Here is a 17913-nt window from a genome sequence, read left to right on the forward strand (position 1 = left end):
GAATCCGGGCGGCGCCATGCATTTCTCATTCTGTCTCTCCGGGGCGATGACGCTGCCCCGGCGTTGTTCTCAGTGCTCTCCGGCAGGCCGACCAACACCGGGGTGACGACCATCGTCAGACGCCTTGGGCTCCGGTGCCGACTCTGGCTCGTCCGCCTTGACGCCACCGGTGGGTCCACTGTCACCCCAGCCTTTCGGCGGGCGGGGCACCCGGCCTTCCATGATGTCATCGATCTGGAAGCGGTCGATCGTTTCGTACTTCATCAGGGCGTCGGCCATCAGATCGAGCTTGTCGCGGTTGTCGATCAGCAGTTGCTTGGCCTTCTCGTAGCAGCTGTCGATGATGTTCCGTACTTCTTCGTCAATCCGCTGGGCGGTTTCCGGAGAGTAGACAGTCTGGGACTGACCGGCGGACCGGCCCAGGAACGGTTCTTCGCTGTCAGTATCGTACTGCAGCGGGCCCAGCTTCTCGGACAGACCCCAACGGGTGACCATGTTGCGGGCCAGACTGGTGGCGCGCTCGATGTCATTGGAGGCGCCGGTGGTGACACCGTCAAACCCGAGCGTCAGCTCCTCGGCAATGCGGCCGCCAAACAGGCTGCAGATGGAGCTGATCAGGTAGCGCTTGCTGTGGCTGTACTTGTCCTCTTCGGGGAGGAACATGGTAACGCCCAGGGCGCGGCCACGGGGAATGATGCTTACCTTGTAGACCGGGTCGTGCTCGGGCATCAGGCGCCCGACAATGGCGTGACCGGACTCATGGTAGGCGGTATTGCGCTTCTCTTTCTCGCTCATCACCATGGACTTGCGCTCGGCGCCCATCATGATCTTGTCTTTGGCGAGCTCGAACTCTTCCATGGACACCAGGCGCTGGTTGCGACGCGCGGCAAACAGGGCCGCCTCGTTCACCAGATTGGCCAGATCGGCACCGGAGAAGCCGGGCGTGCCACGGGCAATCAGGGCCGGCTCAACGCCATCGGCCAGGGGCACTTTCTTCATGTGCACCTTCAGGATCTGCTCACGACCAATGATGTCCGGCAGACCAACCACCACCTGACGGTCGAAACGGCCCGGGCGCAGCAGGGCCGGGTCGAGCACGTCGGGACGGTTGGTGGCGGCGATGACGATCACGCCCTCGTTGCCTTCAAAGCCGTCCATTTCAACCAGCAGCTGGTTAAGGGTCTGCTCGCGCTCGTCGTGACCACCGCCCATGCCGGCGCCACGATGGCGACCAACGGCGTCAATCTCGTCGATAAAGATGATGCAGGGGCTCTGCTTCTTGGCCTGCTCGAACATATCGCGGACCCGGGACGCGCCCACACCCACGAACATCTCCACGAAATCGGAACCGGAGATGGAGAAGAACGGTACTTTCGCCTCGCCCGCGATGGCCTTGGCGAGCAAGGTCTTACCGGTACCCGGCTGGCCCACCATCAGGACGCCTTTCGGAATGCTGCCACCAAGCCGCTGGAACTTGCTGGGATCCCGGAGGAAGTCCACCAGTTCCTTCACGTCTTCCTTGGCCTCATCCACGCCGGCAACGTCGCCAAACGTGGTCTTGATCTGGTCCTCGCTCATCAGGCGCGCCTTGCTCTTGCCGAACGACATGGGGCCTTTTCCGCCACCGCCGCCCTGCATCTGGCGCATGAAGAACACGAACAACGCAATGATGATCAGGATCGGGAATGCAGCCACCAACAGCTGCGTCCACAGGCTCTGGCGCTCGGGCTCCTTGCCGATTACCTCGACATCGTTTGCCAGCAGATCATCCATCAGCTTGTTGTCCGACACCTGCGGACGGATGGTCTGGAACTGGGAGCCGTCGCCACGGGTACCCTGAATCTGCAGGCCGTCGATGGTAACCTGACGGACCTGCCCCTGCTGGACCATCTCCACAAACTGGGAGTAGTTGACTTGTTGTCCCGTGGTGGTCGGAGAGAAATTCTGAAACACCATCAGGAGCACGGCGGCTATCACTAGCCAGAGAACCAGATTTTTTGCCATATCGTTCAAGGATCATCACCTGTGAATTGAAGGGCGGACCTGTCACGGAACCCCTTTTCTGACACCTTACACCAATTGTACGCCTGTCCACCAGAAACGGCCCATCCGTATCGGCCACAGACGCTGCAATCGGTGTAACGCATTCATAACTTCTATCTTGGGTGGTGCAATCGAAATTACAACACCCTGGCGGGTCGAGCCTCCAAACCATGGTCACTTGGACCGGCTACGACAAGTTTCGTTCCGGGCCCGTCAGGCATGACCACGGTAGGTGTTAACGACCATTCGTGCCGCCACCTGATCTGGTACAATTCGTAAAAGTATACGCACAGGTCATCGCCTACGCCGCTGACCTTTTGTTAATGGCACTGATAAAGAGATTACATCATGAGTCTTTCACCGGAACAGCGCCGGGAATTCCGGGCCATTGCCCACAACCTCAAGCCAGTCATCATTGTTGGCGAAAAAGGCCTGTCCGAGGGGCTTCAGGAAGAGCTGGAGCGAGCCCTGAACGATCATGAACTGATCAAGATCAAGGTCGCCAGCCAGGATCGCGAAGCCCGTCAGGAAGCCATCCAGGCCCTGTGCGAGAGCTCAGGGGCGCAGCTTATCCAGACCATCGGCAAGATCGCCGTTATCCTGCGTCGCGCCAAGCAGCCAAATCCGAAGCTGTCCAACCTGACACGTCATCAGCGCTGAGTTTCATCAACAAAAAAGCCGGCCAGGTCTCCCCTGGCCGGCTTTTTTTGCGTCCGGGCTTTGGCTCAGACGTATTCCACTTCCTCGATCTCGTATTCCACCGTACCCGAAGGCACCCGGATAGCGACCACATCGCCCTCGCTCTTGCCAACCAGGGCCCGGGCGATCGGAGACGAAATGGACAGTTTGCCGGCTTTGATGTCAGCCTCATCCTCGCCGACGATCTGGTAGGTGACCTGCTCGTCGGTGTCCATGTTCAGCAGATGCACCGTGGTGCCAAAGATCACCTTGCCGGTGTTCTCCATGGTGGTCACGTCGATCACCTGGGCTGCGGAGAGCTTGCCCTCGATCTCCTGGATGCGCCCTTCGATAAAGCTCTGCTGCTCGCGAGCGGCGTGGTATTCGGCGTTCTCTTTCAGATCGCCGTGCTCACGGGCCTCGGCAATGGCCGCGATCACCCGCGGACGATCCTGTGATTTCAGCTTCTGAAGCTCCTCGCGCAGGCGGCTCTCGCCTGCCTTGGTCATGGGTACTCTGTCAGCCATAGTGTTACTTTCCTGCGTGAAGATCCTGGAGGCGACGTACAGTGCGCTCGGGCCCAAACTTGATGGCCCGACAGAAGGCTTCGCCGCCCGCCAGAGTCGTTGTATAGGTGACCTTGGTCTGCAGGGCCGACTGGCGGATCTGCGCCGAGTCGGAAATCGCCTTGCGACCTTCGGTGGTATTGATGATCAGTTGAACCTGGCCGTTCTTGATGGCATCGACGATGTGCGGACGGCCTTCACGAACCTTGTTAACCCGATCCACCTCAATGCCGGCCTCCTTCAGGGCCTTGGCAGTGCCTGTGGTAGCAATCAACTTGAACCCGGCTTCCACCAGATCCCGTGCCACCTTGGCGGCGCCCGGCTTGTCCACATCCCGTACCGACATGAAGGCGGTGCCCTTGGCGGGCAGACGCTCACCCACGGCCAACGCGGCCTTGGCAAAGGCCTCATCAAAGCTGTCGCCCAGGCCCATCACCTCACCGGTGGACTTCATTTCCGGCCCCAGGATGGGATCCACCGCCGGGAACTTGTTGAACGGGAACACCGACTCTTTCACCGCGTAGTAGCGAGGGATGATCTCCTGGGTGAACTCCAGTTCTTTCAGGCTCTTGCCGGCCATGACGCGGGCAGCCACCTTGGCCAGGGACACACCAATGGCCTTGGACACGAACGGCACGGTACGCGAGGCCCGAGGGTTCACCTCGATCACGTAGATCTCGCCATCCTGCCAGGCCAACTGCACGTTCATCAGGCCGATCACGTCCAGCTCGATGGCCATTTTCTTGACCGCCTCGCGCATCTCGTCCTGCACCTGCTGGCTCAGGGTGTACGGCGGCAGTGAACAGGCGGAATCGCCGGAGTGCACGCCGGCCTGTTCGATGTGCTGCATGATGCCGCCAATCACCACGTCGGTGCCGTCGGAGATGGCGTCGATGTCCACCTCGATGGCGGCGTTCAGGAAGTGGTCCAGCAGCACCGGGCTGTCGTTGGACACCAGCACCGCGTTACGCATGTAGCGCACCAGTTCTTCCTCATCGTAGACGATTTCCATGGCCCGGCCGCCCAGTACGTAGGACGGACGCACCACCAGCGGGTAGCCAATTTCCCGGGCCGCCAGGATGCCTTCCTCGTGGCTGCGCACGGTGGCGTTGTCCGGCTGTTTCAGACCCAGGCGCTGGATCATCTGCTGGAACCGTTCCCGGTCTTCGGCGCGGTCAATGGCGTCCGGGCTGGTGCCTATGATGGGCACGCCGGCCGCTTCCAGGCCCCGAGCCAGTTTCAGCGGGGTCTGGCCACCGTACTGCACGATCACGCCCCTGGGTTTCTCGACGTGAATGATTTCCAGCACGTCTTCCAGGGTAATCGGCTCGAAGTACAACCGGTCGGAGGTGTCGTAGTCGGTGGACACGGTCTCCGGGTTGCAGTTGATCATGATGGTTTCATAGCCGTCTTCACGCATGGCCAGGGCCGCGTGCACACAGCAGTAGTCAAACTCGATGCCCTGGCCGATCCGGTTGGGGCCACCACCGATCACCACGATCTTCTCGCGGTCGGAAGCGTCGGCCTCGCACTCTTCCTCATAGGTGGAGTACATGTAGGCGGTGTCGGAGGCGAACTCGGCGGCGCAGGTATCCACACGCTTGTACACCGGGCGGATGTTCAGGTCGTGGCGCAGCTTGCGCAGGCTCACCTCTGAGATGCCCAGCAGCTTGGCCAGGCGGGCGTCGGAGAAGCCCTTGCGCTTGAGGCGGAACAGGGTGGCCTGGTCGATATCGGCCTTGCCGGCGCTCTTCAGTGCCTGCTCTTCTCTGATCAAATCCTCGATCTGAACCAGGTACCAGGGGTCCACCTTGGTGTGGGCGAACACGTCTTCCACGCTCATGCCGGCGCGGAAAGCGTCCCCGATGTACCATATGCGGTCCGCGCCGGGTACATTCAGTTCCCGGGTCAGGGTCTCCCGGGCGTTTTCCGAGGTTAGTTCTTCCAGCTTTTCATCAAAGCCTTCGGAGCCCACTTCCAGGCCGCGCAGGGCTTTCTGCAGGGATTCCTGGAAGGTGCGACCAATGGCCATCACCTCACCCACGGATTTCATCTGGGTGGTCAGGCGGGCGTCGGCCTGGGGGAATTTCTCGAAGGTAAACCGCGGGATCTTGGTGACCACGTAGTCAATGGACGGCTCGAACGACGCCGGGGTAACGCCGCCGGTGATTTCGTTGCGCAGCTCATCCAGGGTGTAGCCTACGGCCAGTTTGGCGGCGACCTTGGCGATCGGGAAGCCGGTGGCCTTGGAGGCCAGGGCCGAGGAGCGGGACACCCGCGGGTTCATCTCGATCACCACCATGCGACCGGTGTCCGGGTTGATGCCGAACTGGACGTTGGAGCCGCCGGTTTCCACACCGATCTCACGCAGTACCGCCAGGGAGGCGTTCCGCATGATCTGGTATTCCTTGTCGGTGAGGGTCTGGGCCGGGGCCACGGTGATGGAATCCCCCGTGTGCACGCCCATGGCATCGAAGTTCTCGATGGAACAGACGATGATGCAGTTGTCGTTCTTGTCGCGAACAACTTCCATCTCGTACTCTTTCCAGCCGATCAGGGACTCATCGATCAGCAGCTCGTTGGTGGGCGACAGGTCCAGGCCGCGGGTACAGATTTCTTCGAACTCGTCCCGGTTGTAGGCGATGCCGCCGCCTGAGCCGCCCATGGTGAAGGACGGGCGGATGATGCACGGGAAGCCGATGTCGTCGGCCACTTTCCAGGCTTCTTCCATGGAATGGGCAATGGTGGCGCGCGGGCACTCCAGGCCGATCTTCTTCATGGCCTTGTCGAAGCGGTCGCGATCTTCGGCTTTATCAATGGTGTCGGCATTGGCGCCGATCATTTCCACGCCGTGTTTTTCCAGGATGCCGTGGCGCTCCAGGTCCAGGGCGCAGTTGAGCGCGGTCTGACCGCCCATGGTGGGCAGTAGGGCATCCGGCTTTTCCTTCTCGATAATCTTCTCGACCGTCTTCCAGGTGATCGGCTCGATGTAGGTGGCGTCGGCCATCACCGGGTCGGTCATGATCGTGGCCGGGTTGGAGTTGACCAGGATTACCCGGTAGCCCTCTTCGCGCAGGGCTTTGCAGGCCTGGGCCCCGGAGTAGTCAAACTCGCACGCCTGCCCGATCACGATGGGGCCGGCGCCCAGGATCAGGATGCTTTGGATGTCGGTACGTTTTGGCATGTCTTGGTAAACCTGTCAGCAACTTTTGAATTCTGTCAGCGCAGCACGCGGCGCCCGTGAGTTATCCGTGGCGGTCAGTCTCAGGCCGCTCGCGCTTCCATCAGGCGGATGAACTCGTCGAACAGCGGGGCCACATCATGAGGGCCGGGGCTCGCTTCCGGGTGACCCTGGAAGCTGTAGGCCGGCTTGTCGGTCCGGCGAATGCCCTGCAGGGTACCGTCAAACAGGGACTTGTGGGTTGCCTCTACATTGGCCGGCAGTGTTGCCTCGTCCACGGCAAAACCATGGTTCTGGCTGGTGATCATGACCGTGCCTTTGGCAATGTCCTGCACCGGGTGGTTGGCGCCGTGGTGGCCGTGGCCCATTTTCATGGTCTTGGCGCCACTGGCCAGGGCCAGCAACTGGTGGCCGAGGCAGATACCGAACACCGGAATGTCGGTTTCCAGCACTTCCTTGATGGCCGTGATGGCGTAATCACAGGGCTCGGGATCGCCCGGGCCGTTGGAGAGGAACACCCCGTCCGGGTTCATGGCCAGTACCTCGGACGCGGGGGTCTGGGCCGGCACCACAGTGATGTCGCAGCCGCGGGAGGCAAGCATGCGAAGGATGTTGAACTTCACGCCGTAATCCCAGGCCACCACCTTGAACTTGCTCCCGGCCTGTTCGCCGTAGCCATTATCCAAGCTCCACTCGGTCTGACTCCAGGACCAGACTTTCTCGCAGGTCACTTCCTTGGCCAGATCCATGCCCTTGAGGCCCGGGAAGGCTTTGGCCAGTTCCAGCGCCCGCTCGGCGGTCGCGTTCTCGCCCGCAACGATGGCGCCGTTCTGGGAGCCCTTGTCGCGAAGAATCCGGGTCAGGCGGCGGGTGTCGATGTCGGCAATACCAACAATGTTGTTGCTTCGCAGGTACTCGTCCAGGCTACCCTTGCTGCGCCAGCTGCTGGCCAGCAGAGGCAGATCGCGGATGATCAGGCCGGCGGCCTGAATGCGGTCTGACTCGATGTCTTCTTCGTTCACACCGGTGTTGCCGATGTGCGGGTAGGTCAGGGTGACGATCTGGCGGGAGTAGGACGGATCGGTCAGGATTTCCTGGTAGCCGGTCATGGCGGTGTTGAACACCACTTCACCGCTGGTTTCTCCGTCAGCGCCGATGGCGCTGCCGTAGAACAGGCTTCCGTCTGCGAGTGCAAGGATTGCTGGTGTGCTCAAGGCTTGTATCCTCATCGAGTGGCGTATCGGTTCGTCACGAACAGGAACGCAAGCGCAAATTCAGGTTGCAAAAAAGCGAGACGGAGTCTTAACTCGGTCCCGCTTTTTCAGAAACTTGGTGCAAAGGTACGCTTGGTGCAGTCAAACCGCCTTATTGTAAAAAATATGGCCGTTTGTGTCCACGAGAAATGCCCTACTTCAGATCAAGCACATCCTGCATATCATAAAGCCCCGCCGGCTTATCCTTCAGCCACAAGGCCGCCCGCATGGCGCCCTTGGCAAAGGTCATCCGGCTGCTGGCCTTGTGGGTGATTTCGATACGCTCACCTTCGGTGGCGAACAGAACCGTGTGGTCGCCCACCACATCGCCTGCGCGAATGGTTTCAAAACCGATTTCCTTGCGGGTGCGCTCGCCGGTGAAGCCCTCGCGGCCATAGACGGCGCATTCCTTGAGGTCGCGACCGAGGGCATCGGCCACGACTTCGCCCATGCGCAGGGCGGTGCCGGAAGGCGCGTCTTTCTTGTGGCGGTGGTGGGCTTCGATGATTTCCACGTCGTAGTCGTCACCGAGGGTTGCCGCTGCGGTGCGCAGCAGGTTGAGGACCACGTTGACGCCCACGCTCATGTTGGGGGCAAACACCACCGGGGTGGATTCGGCGGCCAGGGCCAGCTGCTGTTTCTCGGCGTCGGACAAGCCGGTGGTGCCGATCACGAGCCTCTTGCCGTTCGCCTTGCAGAACTCGGCGTTTTCCAGGGTCAGGTCCGGGAAGGTGAAGTCGATGAGCACGTCGAAGTCATCCTTCACGTCCGCCAGGCTGCCGGCCATTTTGATGCCGGTCTTGCCGATACCGGTCATCTCGCCGGCGTCTGCGCCGATCAGGCTGCTACCGGGCTCAACGATGGCGGCACCCAGCTCGAGGCCTTCAGTGCCGTCCACGGCTTCAATCAGCACTTTGCCCATGCGCCCGGCGGCGCCGATGATTGCTACCCTCATGCTCGCGTTCCTTTAATCGGCCGATCAGAATTTCATTTCGTCGAAGAAGCTTTTCACGCCTTCAAACCAGGAGGTTTTCTTCGGAGCGTGATGGGTTCCGTTGCTGCCGTCCAGGGTTTTCTGGAATTCCTCCAGCAGTTCTTTCTGGCGCTTGGTCAGGTTCACCGGCGTCTCCACGATTACGCGGCACAACAGATCGCCAGACGGACCGCCGCGAACCGGGCTCACGCCCTTGTTGCGCAGCCGGAACAGTTTGCCGGTCTGGGTTTCTGCCGGGATCTTCAGCTTCACGCGGCCATCGAGGGTCGGCACTTCCAGCTCACCACCCAGGGTGGCGTCCACGATACTGATCGGCACTTCGCAGTAGAGGTTGCGACCGTCGCGGGTGAAGATGGAGTGCTCGCGCACGGCGATTTGCACGTACAGGTCACCAGGAGGTCCACCGTCGATGCCCATCTCACCCTCGCCGGAGAGCCGGATGCGGTCACCGGTATCCACGCCGGGCGGCACCTTGACCGACAGCGTTTTCTCTTCCTGAACCCGGCCCTGGCCGTGACAGGCCTTGCAGGGGTCCTTGATGATCTGGCCGGAGCCACGACAGGTGGGACAGGCCTGCTGAACTGTAAAGAAGCCCTGCTGCATGCGCACCTGGCCCATGCCCTTACAGGTACCGCAGGTTTCCGGGCGGGAGCCTTTCTCGGCGCCACTGCCCTCGCACACCTCACACTCGCGATGCCCCGGGATCTTGATCTGGACAGTCTTGCCCTTGACGGCTTCTTCCAGATCCAGCTCCAGGGTGTAGCGCAGGTCGGCGCCCCGGGTGTTACGGCCCCGGCCGCCGCCTCCGAAGATGTCGCCGAACACATCGCCAAAGATATCGGAGAAGCTGGCGCCGCCGCCTCCGAAGCCACCACCGGCCTGGCCGTCGACGCCGGCATGGCCGAACTGGTCGTAAGCGGCCCGCTTGGACTGGTCCGCGAGTACTTCGTAGGCTTCGCTGGCCTCCTTGAACTTGTTCTCGGCTTCTTTGTCCTCCGGGTTACGGTCGGGGTGATACTTCATGGCGAGCTTTCGATAGGCTCGCTTGATTTCCTTTTCGTCCGCATCCCGGGAAATCCCGAGAATCTCGTAATAATCGCGCTTGGCCATGCTTTAAAACCCTGTTTTTAAACGCGGAAAACGCGGGGGATTCCCCCGCGTTTTTCCAACTGCCTGATGTACTTCAGATTTACCGCTTGTCGTCGTCTTTGACTTCTTCAAACTCGGCGTCGACGGCGTCGTCAGACTGCTGGCTCTGGGCGCCTTCCTGGCCGCCAGCCTGCTGTGCCTGCTCGGCCTGATCTGCGTACATTTTCTGGGCCAGCTCCGAGGATACCTCGGTCAGCTTCTGGGTCTTGGCTTCGATATCTTCCTTGTCGGAGCCTGCCAGCGCCTCTTCCAGCTCCTTGATAGAGGCTTCGATAGACTCCTTCTCACTGTCGCTGACCTTGTCGCCGGCGTCCTTCAGGGTCTTGCGCACGGCGTGCACCATGGCGTCGCCCTGGTTGCGGGCCTGCACCAGCTCCTCGAACTTGCGGTCTTCCTCGGCGTTCGCCTCGGCATCGCGCACCATCTTCTCGATCTCGTCATCGTTCAGGCCGGAAGAAGCCTTGATCACGATGGACTGCTCCTTGCCGGTCGCCTTGTCCTTGGCGGACACGTTCAGGATACCGTTGGCGTCAATGTCGAAGGTAACTTCGATCTGCGGTACACCGCGCGGCGCCGGCGGAATGTCGGCGAGGTCGAAACGACCCAGGGACTTGTTCTGGTTCGCCTGTTTGCGCTCACCCTGAACCACGTGGATGGTCACGGCGGTCTGGTTGTCATCCGCTGTGGAGAAGGTCTGCGACTTCTTGGTCGGAATCGTGGTGTTCTTCTCGATCAGCGGTGTTGCCACGCCGCCCATGGTTTCGATACCCAGGGTCAGCGGGGTTACGTCCAGCAGCAGAACGTCCTTCACGTCGCCAGACAGAACCGCGGCCTGAATCGCAGCACCCATAGCCACGGCTTCATCCGGGTTCACGTCCTTGCGGGCTTCTTTGCCGAAGAACTCTTTCACTTTTTCCTGAACCAGCGGCATGCGGGTCTGACCACCGACCAGGATCACCTCGTCGATTTCAGAGGCCTTCATGCCGGCATCCTGTAGAGCCACTTTGCAGGGCTCGAGGCTGCGCTGGACCAGGTCTTCTACCAGGGATTCCAGCTTGGCACGGGTCAGCTTCACGTTCATGTGCTTCGGACCGGACGCGTCTGCGGTGATGTACGGCAGGTTCACGTCGGTCTGCTGGCTGCTGGACAGCTCGATCTTGGCCTTCTCGCCGGCTTCCTTCAGACGCTGCATCGCCAGGGAGTCGCCGCGCAGGTCGATGCCGCTGTCCTTCTTGAACTGGTCCGCCAGGTACTCGATGATCTTCAGGTCGAAGTCTTCACCACCGAGGAAGGTGTCACCGTTGGTGGCCAGAACCTCAAACTGGTGCTCGCCGTCTACATCGGCAATTTCGATGATGGACAGGTCGAAGGTACCACCGCCCAGGTCGTATACGGCCACGGTGCGGTCACCGCTCTTCTTATCCAGGCCATAGGCCAGGGCAGCGGCAGTCGGCTCGTTGATGATCCGCTTCACTTCCAGACCGGCAATCTTGCCGGCATCCTTGGTGGCCTGGCGCTGGCTGTCGTTGAAGTAGGCCGGCACCGTAATCACCGCTTCGGTCACTTTCTCGCCCAGGTAATCCTCGGCGGTTTTCTTCATTTTCTTCAGCACTTCGGCAGACACCTGCGGCGGCGCCATCTTCTGGCCTTTCACCTCAACCCAGGCATCGCCGTTGTCGGCCTTGGTGATCTTGTAGGGCACCATCTTGATGTCCTTCTGGACCACGTCGTCTTCAAACCGACGGCCAATCAGACGCTTGATGGCGTACAGGGTGTTGTTCGGGTTGGTCACCGCCTGGCGCTTGGCAGACTGGCCAACCAGGGTTTCGCCATCGTCGGTGTACGCGATGATGGACGGGGTGGTGCGATCACCCTCGGCGTTCTCGATTACCTTTACCTTGTCGCCATCCATGATGGCCACACAGGAGTTGGTCGTTCCCAGGTCGATACCGATGATCTTGCTCATTGAATCACTCCAATTCTTCTGAATGCTTTCATGGAGGCGCCGCCTCCGCTGTCGCTATTTACTGGCTATATTGGCGCTTTAATCGGCTTTTCAAGCCTGCTCATCAATTTTTGGCGCATCTTCCGCCTTCGCAACCACCACCATGGCCGGCCGCACCACACGGCCGTTGAGCAGATACCCTTTCTGCACCACGGCTACCACACTGTTGGGCTCGGCATCGGGCGCCGGCACCATAGACATGGCCTCGTGCTGCTGCGGATCGAACGGCTCGCCGACCGGGTTGATCTGCTCAACATTGAATTTCTTCAGGCTGGACATGAACAGGTTCAGGGTCATCTCCACGCCCTCACGGATGGAAGCCACCACTTCGCCGGCGTTTTCGTGGCCTTCGGTGCTCTCCACCGCTTTTTCCAGGCTGTCTGCCACCGGCAACAATTCCTTAACGAACTTCTCCAGGGCAAACTTGTGGGCCTTCTCGACATCGATTTCCGCCCGTCGACGCACGTTCTGCATCTCGGCCTGAGCCCGCAGCATCTGCTCCTGGTATTCCTGAACCTGAGCCGCCAGGGCATCCGCTTCGGAGGTTTCGCCCTCGGAAGCCTCCTTCTCAGAGGCCTGCGCCTCATCTTTCGCGGCCTCAAGGGCTTCGCTCAGCTCTTCATGTTCGTTGCGATTCTCGTCAGTGCTCATGACTACTCCTGCTTGCTCTCAAGCGGTTCGCACTAGGGCGACCGGCCAATCGTGTGTTCGGCCATTACAGGCCTGAAAAACGTCGTTGCGAACGGATATGGGGCCCTGCTCTCAGGTTTCAACCATCTGTTGCCTGCATTCCTGAAGAAAATACCCGGAAGGGATTTGCATACAGACAAAACCCTGTATATATTCACAGCAACTGTATACATCCACAGTATTTTGCCGGACTCAGAAAAACGCGGAGGTTATCTGCATGCTGACCCAACTAACGGTTTCCAATTACGCCATCGCCGAGCGGGTAGAACTTCAGTTTGGCAAGGGCATGACCGCACTGACCGGTGAAACCGGCGCCGGCAAATCAATCGTGCTGGATGCCCTGGGCCTGGCCATGGGCGGGCGTGCCGACGCAGGGGCGGTGCGCCACGGTGCCAAGCGTGCGGACATCACCGCCACCTTCGATGTATCCGCCATACCGGAAGCCGGCGACTGGCTGGCACAGCACGAACTGGACGACGAAGACGACTGTATCCTGCGCCGCGTGATCAGCAAGGACGGTCGCTCCAGGGCCTACATCAATGGCCAGCCCTGCCCCCTGAACCACCTGAAGGAACTCGGCGGCCTGCTGATGGATATCCACAGCCAGCATCAGCACCAGTCTCTTCTGCGCAAGGATACCCATCGCAAACTGCTGGACGAATTTGCCGGAGTTGAAGGCCTGGCGGCGGACACCCGGGAGGCCTGGAAGCGCTGGCACCATATCCGTCAACGACTGAACGAACGGCAACAGAATGCGGACGAAGCCGAGGCCCGCCTGCAACTTCTGCGCTATCAGGTGGAGGAGCTGGACCGGCTGGCCCTGGAAGACGGCGAGCAGGAGCAACTGGAACAAGAGCAGGCCCAGCTCAGCCAGGCCGACACGGTTCTGCACAGCAGCCACCAGGCGGCCCTGCTGTGCACCGAAGATGAGAACAACGCAGCCGACCTGGTGCGCCAGGCACTGCATCATCTGGAGCAATTGCCGGTGGAAGTGCCGGCCCTGGCCGATACCATCCAGATGCTGAACGAGGCGCAGATTCAGATCACCGAAGCCGGTGACAACCTGCGCCACTTTGTAGAGGATTACGAGGCCGACCCTGCTCGCCTGGCGGAAGTTGAAGAACGCCTGAGCGCCATCTACCAGATGGCACGCAAGCACCGCATAACCCCCGAAGAACTGCCGGAACTGCATCAACGCCTGAGCGCTGAACTGGCGGAACTGGATGGCGGAGAAGGCAGCCTGGAGCAGCTGGAAGCGGAGCTGGACGAGCACCGTACGCGATTTGATGAGCTGGCTGGGCAGCTGTCCGAGGCTCGCGCCGGGGCTGCAGCCGAGCTGGACCAGCGCGTGGCCGCCGAGCTGGCGCAACTGAGCATGCCCAACATGCAGTTCATCACTCATCTGAACCGCAGCAACGGCAACGAGCCCGCACCTCATGGTCTCGAAGACATCGAATTTCTGGTCAGCGCGAATCCGGGACATCCGGCCCGTCCGCTGGCCAAGGTCGCCTCCGGCGGCGAACTGTCACGGATCAGCCTGGCCATTCAGGTGGTGGTTGCCCAGACATCCACCACCCCCACACTGGTGTTCGATGAGGTGGATGTGGGTATCGGTGGCGGCACGGCGGAAGTGGTAGGTCGTTTGCTGCGAACCCTCGGAGGCAACGGTCAGGTACTGTGCGTGACTCATCTCCCGCAAGTGGCGGCCCAGTGCCATCAGCACCTGTTTGTGAGCAAGTTCACCGAGCGGGATGCCACCTTCTCCAAAATCGAAATCCTCGACGACCAGGGCAGGATCGGTGAAGTGGCAAGAATGCTGGGCGGCGTGGACATGACCGAACACACCATCGCCCACGCCCGGGAAATGTTTTCCAAGGGCCAGGCGACACACCACTGAGCATGAGATAACCGGACTATTCCCCTCTCGATCCTGAGAGCTGTTGAGGCGGGCCTTGCACCCGCCTCTTTTTTTACCGTCCAGGCTGGGAAGGGAATCAGGACTTGAGTGGTTTGACGTACAGAATCAGGCTGTGATCAACGATTTCATAGCCGTGTTCTTTAGCAATCTTTTGCTGCCGCTCTTCAATCACCTCGTCAACAAACTCGATCACCTCACCGGTCTGGGTACACACCATGTGGTCGTGATGATCATCCCCTGCCATCTCGAACACGGCGTGGCCACCCTCGAAGTTGTGGCGAAGCACCAGGCCAGCGGCCTCGAACTGCGTCAGCACCCGGTAAACCGTTGCCAGGCCCACGTCATCTCCCTGCTCCAAAAGCTTCTTGTACACATCCTCGGCACTGAGGTGGTGATCTTCTTCGGCATTCTCCAGAATGTTGAAGATCTTGACCCGCGGCAGGGTCACTTTCAGACCGACTTTTCGTAATTCGGCGTTCTCGGATGACATGTTACTATTCACTCTTTGGTGTGCCTCACGGCTTCCGGTATGATGAAGCCGCCTTTGAACGGTTAACCCGTGTCATACCTGCCTCTGGCAGGCGTTTTCAAGATAGAGGATTTCCCCCGGCGATGCAAAAGCTCACAGCTCTCATTCTCACCTTGTTTCTTACCGGCTGCGTATTCCCGGGCGTGTACAAGATCAACGTCCAGCAGGGCAATATCGTCACCGACGAGGAGCTGGCTCAACTGGCCGCAGGCATGCCCCGAAGCCAGGTGCACGCACTGTTGGGAACCCCGCTGATGCTCAATCCGGTCGATCTCTCCCGCGAGTACTACGTGTATACGTTCCAGCGGGCCGGTGGCGAGATCAAGGAGCAACGCATCATCGTGTATTACGAAGGTGATGAGTACGCTTCTTACGAAGCCCAGCTGCTCGAGGAAACCCCCGCCTACTGAGCCCGGACTTCTGGTGCTCCGCTCAGCCCTTTTTCTTGGCCCGGTTCAAGCGCGCCTGTTTGGGATCGATTTTCAACGGGCGGTACAGCTCAACCCGGTCGCCTTCTCGTAGCTCATGGGCCGAGGGGTCCTTGATCACCTTCCCGAACACGCCCATGTCAGTGCTATCCAGCTCTATCTCCGGAAACAGATCGGTGATGCCGGACAGCCTCGCGGCCTCAAGCGCGGTGGTCCCGGCCGGCACCGTCACCGGTACGATTTCCTGACGATCGGGCCGGGCGTAGGCCACTTCCACCTGCATCACGCACCCTCCGTTCGATACAGTTCGTCGGCCCGTCGGCAGAAGGCATCCACCATGGTGTTGGCAGCCTGACTGAACACCGGGCCAAAGGTCATTCGCGAGAGCGAGCCGGAAAATTCAAACTGCAGTGACAACACCACCTTGCAGGCATTGAGATCCAGAGGCTTGAAATGCCATCGCCCGCTCAGGTTGCGAAAAGGACCGTCAACCAGATGCATGTCGATGGCCTCGGGCATCTGCAACTGATTGCGCGTGGTCAGGATATGGCGCATGCCGCCCTTGGCGATTTCCAGGGAAGCGGTGATCTCCGAAGAACTCTGCTCGTGAATACGTGCACCGGCACACCAGGGAAGAAATTCCGGATAACGGGCAATGTCGTTGACCAGGTGGAACATCCGCTCAGCGGAATGCATCACCAACGCTGTTTTGTCGATCTGATGGGGCATTGAAACCGATTGTCCTGCTTGCAAACACACTGTTCGGGTTGTACGAACTTCGAGCAGACTTCTCTCTGAAAAGGCAGCCTGAATTACACGCTATGATAAAGGATATCGTCCTGATTTGGGGCATTTTCAACCGGACCATCCGGGGCCCTGGCCTTTTCAGGGCTTCCAGACTCCCCTTTCGGTTCGCTGGGAACAGAACCGTCACCGTCATCGCCCGGGGATACGGAGGAAGGCGCCTGCCCCGAGTCCCCGGCAGCCGACGGCTCGCCGCCGGACACCATGATATCTCGCTGCTCACACCACAAGGCATCACTGCCATTGCTGCAAAGGTTAGCCAGTGAAAACGCCGTGTACTGTATGCCGATCCAGGCAACGACCACCGGCAACACAAGCCGCATCACCCAGAACCAGATGCCTGCAAACAGCTTCGGAGCCGATCCAAGCATGGTGGCGGACAGATGCCGGGTGAGGCACCAGCCGGTGAACAGAGCGAGCAGGATGGCCACCAATGGAATCAGCAATCCGCCGGTTACCAGCTCCAGCCACCTGAACACGGTGGCACCAGCGAACCGGTACTCCGACCAGAGGTTGAACGACAGCAGTGACGCGAGCCCGGCCAGCCACACGGCCAATCCTGCGAGGATGACCGACAGTGCCCGGGGAGCGCCTGTCCACTCCCTGAACCAGCCCACCACCGGTTCCAGCAGATTCAGGGACGTTGTCCAGACAATCAGCACCACCATCAGAAACACCGAGGCAATCACGAACTGGCTGGCGGGCAGCTCCGCCAGGGTGACGGGCATGGACACGAACAGCAGGCTGAACCCCCGCTCGCCATCGAAACTGTTGCCGTCGGTGGCCATGGCAAAAATCATCAGACCGGCCATGATCGCCACCAGCGTGTCCATCAGTACCACGGCCAGAATAGAGCGCTTCAACCGGGTATGGGGCGTGGTATAGGCCCCCAGAATGGCCCATACCCCCATGCCCAGGCCGAGGGTGAAAAAGGCGTGGAACAGCGCCGCCCGAAGACTTTCCCAGCTCAGATCCTCCGGGTGCATGGCGAGAATATGATCAGCGGCACCTTCGATGCGGCCATGCAGCACCGACAGGCTGAACAACGCCACCATCAACAACAGGGTGCCGGGAACAACCACCCGCAACGCCCGCTCAAGACCCCGCACCACGCCCTGGGCGGACACCCAGACCACCAGTACCAGGAAGAAGGCATGCCAGGCCATGAACATGCGGTACTGCCCGGGATCTGACACCAGGCCCGCAAGAACCGCGGTGGCCTCGGCCTGCCCTGCTCCCGAAAACCGGCCCAGGGCGCCGAAGAACACATACGCCAATGCGATGGCCCCGAACACGGCGGTAAAGGACAGCACCAGAAACGCCGCCAGAATGCTCAGGCGCCCAACCGCCATCCAGGCGCGCGAACACCGGGCACTGCGAATCAGACCATCGATGGCCAACACCAGCCCATGGCGGGCATACCGCCCCACCACCGCTTCGGTTACCATCAACGGCAAGGTCACCAACAGCAGGCAGGCTAGATACAGCAGGATAAACAGCCCGCCGCCATGAAGACTGGCCAGGTAGGGAAACTGCCACAGATTGGCAAGCCCTACCGTGGCACCCACGGCGGCCCAGAAGAAGGTTGATTTACGGGTAAATGACCCGATATGTGTCTGATACGGCGTAGGCATTCGCGCCCCTGAACATGTATGACCGCTTATTGTAGCCGAAG

General features: G+C 60.4%; 15 protein-coding genes. 3 read left to right on the forward strand and 12 right to left on the reverse strand.

Features of this window, described 5'->3' with window-relative positions:
- Nucleotides 1–69: 69 nt before the first annotated feature.
- Complete coding sequence (ftsH, locus tag BM344_RS07720) at nt 70–2013, reverse strand: ATP-dependent zinc metalloprotease FtsH (protein WP_228143571.1); 1944 nt, start codon at nt 2011–2013, stop codon at nt 70–72.
- Nucleotides 2014–2391: 378 nt separating this feature from the next.
- Here ftsH and yhbY point away from each other — a divergent pair, with 378 nt between their 5' ends.
- The gene (gene yhbY, locus BM344_RS07725; protein WP_091987904.1) at nt 2392–2703 is read left to right on the forward strand and encodes a ribosome assembly RNA-binding protein YhbY; all 312 of its coding nucleotides are present in this window, start codon (nt 2392–2394) and stop codon (nt 2701–2703) included.
- A 65-nt stretch (nt 2704–2768) separates the two neighbouring features.
- Here yhbY and greA read toward each other — a convergent pair whose 3' ends face one another.
- The 7 genes from greA to grpE form a co-directional block, all read right to left on the reverse strand.
- On the reverse strand, nt 2769–3248 hold the full coding sequence (gene greA / locus BM344_RS07730; protein WP_091987907.1) for a transcription elongation factor GreA: 480 nt from the start codon (nt 3246–3248) through the stop codon (nt 2769–2771).
- Nucleotides 3249–3252: 4 nt separating this feature from the next.
- Nucleotides 3253–6471: a carbamoyl-phosphate synthase large subunit gene (gene carB / locus BM344_RS07735; protein ID WP_091987909.1), complete on the reverse strand. Its 3219-nt coding sequence runs from the start codon at nt 6469–6471 to the stop codon at nt 3253–3255.
- An 80-nt stretch (nt 6472–6551) separates the two neighbouring features.
- Nucleotides 6552–7682, reverse strand: a complete 1131-nt coding sequence (carA, locus tag BM344_RS07740; protein ID WP_208603384.1) for a glutamine-hydrolyzing carbamoyl-phosphate synthase small subunit — start codon at nt 7680–7682, stop codon at nt 6552–6554.
- 193 nt (nt 7683–7875) lie between these two features.
- A complete protein-coding gene (dapB, locus tag BM344_RS07745) occupies nt 7876–8676 on the reverse strand; it encodes a 4-hydroxy-tetrahydrodipicolinate reductase (protein WP_091987913.1) in 801 nt (266 codons plus the stop codon).
- 24 nt (nt 8677–8700) lie between these two features.
- Nucleotides 8701–9825 (reverse strand): molecular chaperone DnaJ, encoded by a 1125-nt coding sequence (gene dnaJ / locus BM344_RS07750; protein ID WP_091987915.1) that lies wholly within the window; start codon nt 9823–9825, stop codon nt 8701–8703.
- Between the two features lie 79 nt (nt 9826–9904).
- Nucleotides 9905–11830, reverse strand: a complete 1926-nt coding sequence (gene dnaK, locus BM344_RS07755) for a molecular chaperone DnaK (RefSeq protein ID WP_091987918.1) — start codon at nt 11828–11830, stop codon at nt 9905–9907.
- A gap of 90 nt (nt 11831–11920) precedes the next feature.
- Nucleotides 11921–12520, reverse strand: coding sequence for a nucleotide exchange factor GrpE (gene grpE, locus BM344_RS07760; protein ID WP_091987920.1), 600 nt, complete (start codon nt 12518–12520; stop codon nt 11921–11923).
- Nucleotides 12521–12776: 256 nt separating this feature from the next.
- On the opposite strand from grpE, the gene recN reads away from it, so the two are divergent.
- The gene (gene recN / locus BM344_RS07765; protein WP_091987923.1) at nt 12777–14456 is read left to right on the forward strand and encodes a DNA repair protein RecN; all 1680 of its coding nucleotides are present in this window, start codon (nt 12777–12779) and stop codon (nt 14454–14456) included.
- A 97-nt stretch (nt 14457–14553) separates the two neighbouring features.
- On the opposite strand, the gene fur is transcribed toward recN, so the two are convergent.
- Entirely contained in the window at nt 14554–14967 is a 414-nt protein-coding gene (gene fur / locus BM344_RS07770; RefSeq protein WP_091987925.1) for a ferric iron uptake transcriptional regulator, read from the reverse strand.
- Between the two features lie 122 nt (nt 14968–15089).
- Here fur and BM344_RS07775 point away from each other — a divergent pair, with 122 nt between their 5' ends.
- Nucleotides 15090–15416 carry an outer membrane protein assembly factor BamE gene (locus BM344_RS07775; protein WP_091987927.1) on the forward strand — a complete coding sequence of 109 codons (327 nt, stop codon included), beginning with the start codon at nt 15090–15092 and terminating at the stop codon, nt 15414–15416.
- 22 nt (nt 15417–15438) lie between these two features.
- Here the strand turns inward: BM344_RS07775 and BM344_RS07780 are convergent, their stop codons facing one another.
- From BM344_RS07780 to BM344_RS07790, 3 genes are all read right to left on the reverse strand, one after another.
- Entirely contained in the window at nt 15439–15717 is a 279-nt protein-coding gene (locus BM344_RS07780) for an RnfH family protein (protein WP_091987929.1), read from the reverse strand.
- Nucleotides 15717–16163 carry a type II toxin-antitoxin system RatA family toxin gene (locus tag BM344_RS07785; RefSeq protein ID WP_091987931.1) on the reverse strand — a complete coding sequence of 149 codons (447 nt, stop codon included), beginning with the start codon at nt 16161–16163 and terminating at the stop codon, nt 15717–15719. Before BM344_RS07785 ends, BM344_RS07780 begins: the two co-directional genes overlap by 1 nt.
- 83 nt (nt 16164–16246) lie before the next feature.
- Entirely contained in the window at nt 16247–17872 is a 1626-nt protein-coding gene (locus tag BM344_RS07790) for a sodium-dependent transporter (protein ID WP_091987933.1), read from the reverse strand.
- Between the last annotated feature and the right edge of the window lie 41 nt (nt 17873–17913).

Source organism: Marinobacter gudaonensis (assembly GCF_900115175.1).
Taxonomy (GTDB): domain Bacteria; phylum Pseudomonadota; class Gammaproteobacteria; order Pseudomonadales; family Oleiphilaceae; genus Marinobacter; species Marinobacter gudaonensis.

What these genes read in the sequence shown, in the direction of transcription:
- yhbY (WP_091987904.1), top strand. Translation starts at nt 2,392, where the DNA reads ATGAGTCTTTCACCGGAACAGCGCCGGGAATTCCGGGCCATTGCCCAC.
- greA (WP_091987907.1), bottom strand. Translation starts at nt 3,248, where the DNA reads ATGGCTGACAGAGTACCCATGACCAAGGCAGGCGAGAGCCGCCTGCGC.
- carB (WP_091987909.1), bottom strand. Translation starts at nt 6,471, where the DNA reads ATGCCAAAACGTACCGACATCCAAAGCATCCTGATCCTGGGCGCCGGC.
- dapB (WP_091987913.1), bottom strand. Translation starts at nt 8,676, where the DNA reads ATGAGGGTAGCAATCATCGGCGCCGCCGGGCGCATGGGCAAAGTGCTG.
- dnaJ (WP_091987915.1), bottom strand. Translation starts at nt 9,825, where the DNA reads ATGGCCAAGCGCGATTATTACGAGATTCTCGGGATTTCCCGGGATGCG.
- dnaK (WP_091987918.1), bottom strand. Translation starts at nt 11,830, where the DNA reads ATGAGCAAGATCATCGGTATCGACCTGGGAACGACCAACTCCTGTGTG.
- grpE (WP_091987920.1), bottom strand. Translation starts at nt 12,520, where the DNA reads ATGAGCACTGACGAGAATCGCAACGAACATGAAGAGCTGAGCGAAGCC.
- recN (WP_091987923.1), top strand. Translation starts at nt 12,777, where the DNA reads ATGCTGACCCAACTAACGGTTTCCAATTACGCCATCGCCGAGCGGGTA.
- fur (WP_091987925.1), bottom strand. Translation starts at nt 14,967, where the DNA reads ATGTCATCCGAGAACGCCGAATTACGAAAAGTCGGTCTGAAAGTGACC.
- BM344_RS07775 (WP_091987927.1), top strand. Translation starts at nt 15,090, where the DNA reads ATGCAAAAGCTCACAGCTCTCATTCTCACCTTGTTTCTTACCGGCTGC.
- BM344_RS07780 (WP_091987929.1), bottom strand. Translation starts at nt 15,717, where the DNA reads ATGCAGGTGGAAGTGGCCTACGCCCGGCCCGATCGTCAGGAAATCGTA.
- BM344_RS07785 (WP_091987931.1), bottom strand. Translation starts at nt 16,163, where the DNA reads ATGCCCCATCAGATCGACAAAACAGCGTTGGTGATGCATTCCGCTGAG.
- BM344_RS07790 (WP_091987933.1), bottom strand. Translation starts at nt 17,872, where the DNA reads ATGCCTACGCCGTATCAGACACATATCGGGTCATTTACCCGTAAATCA.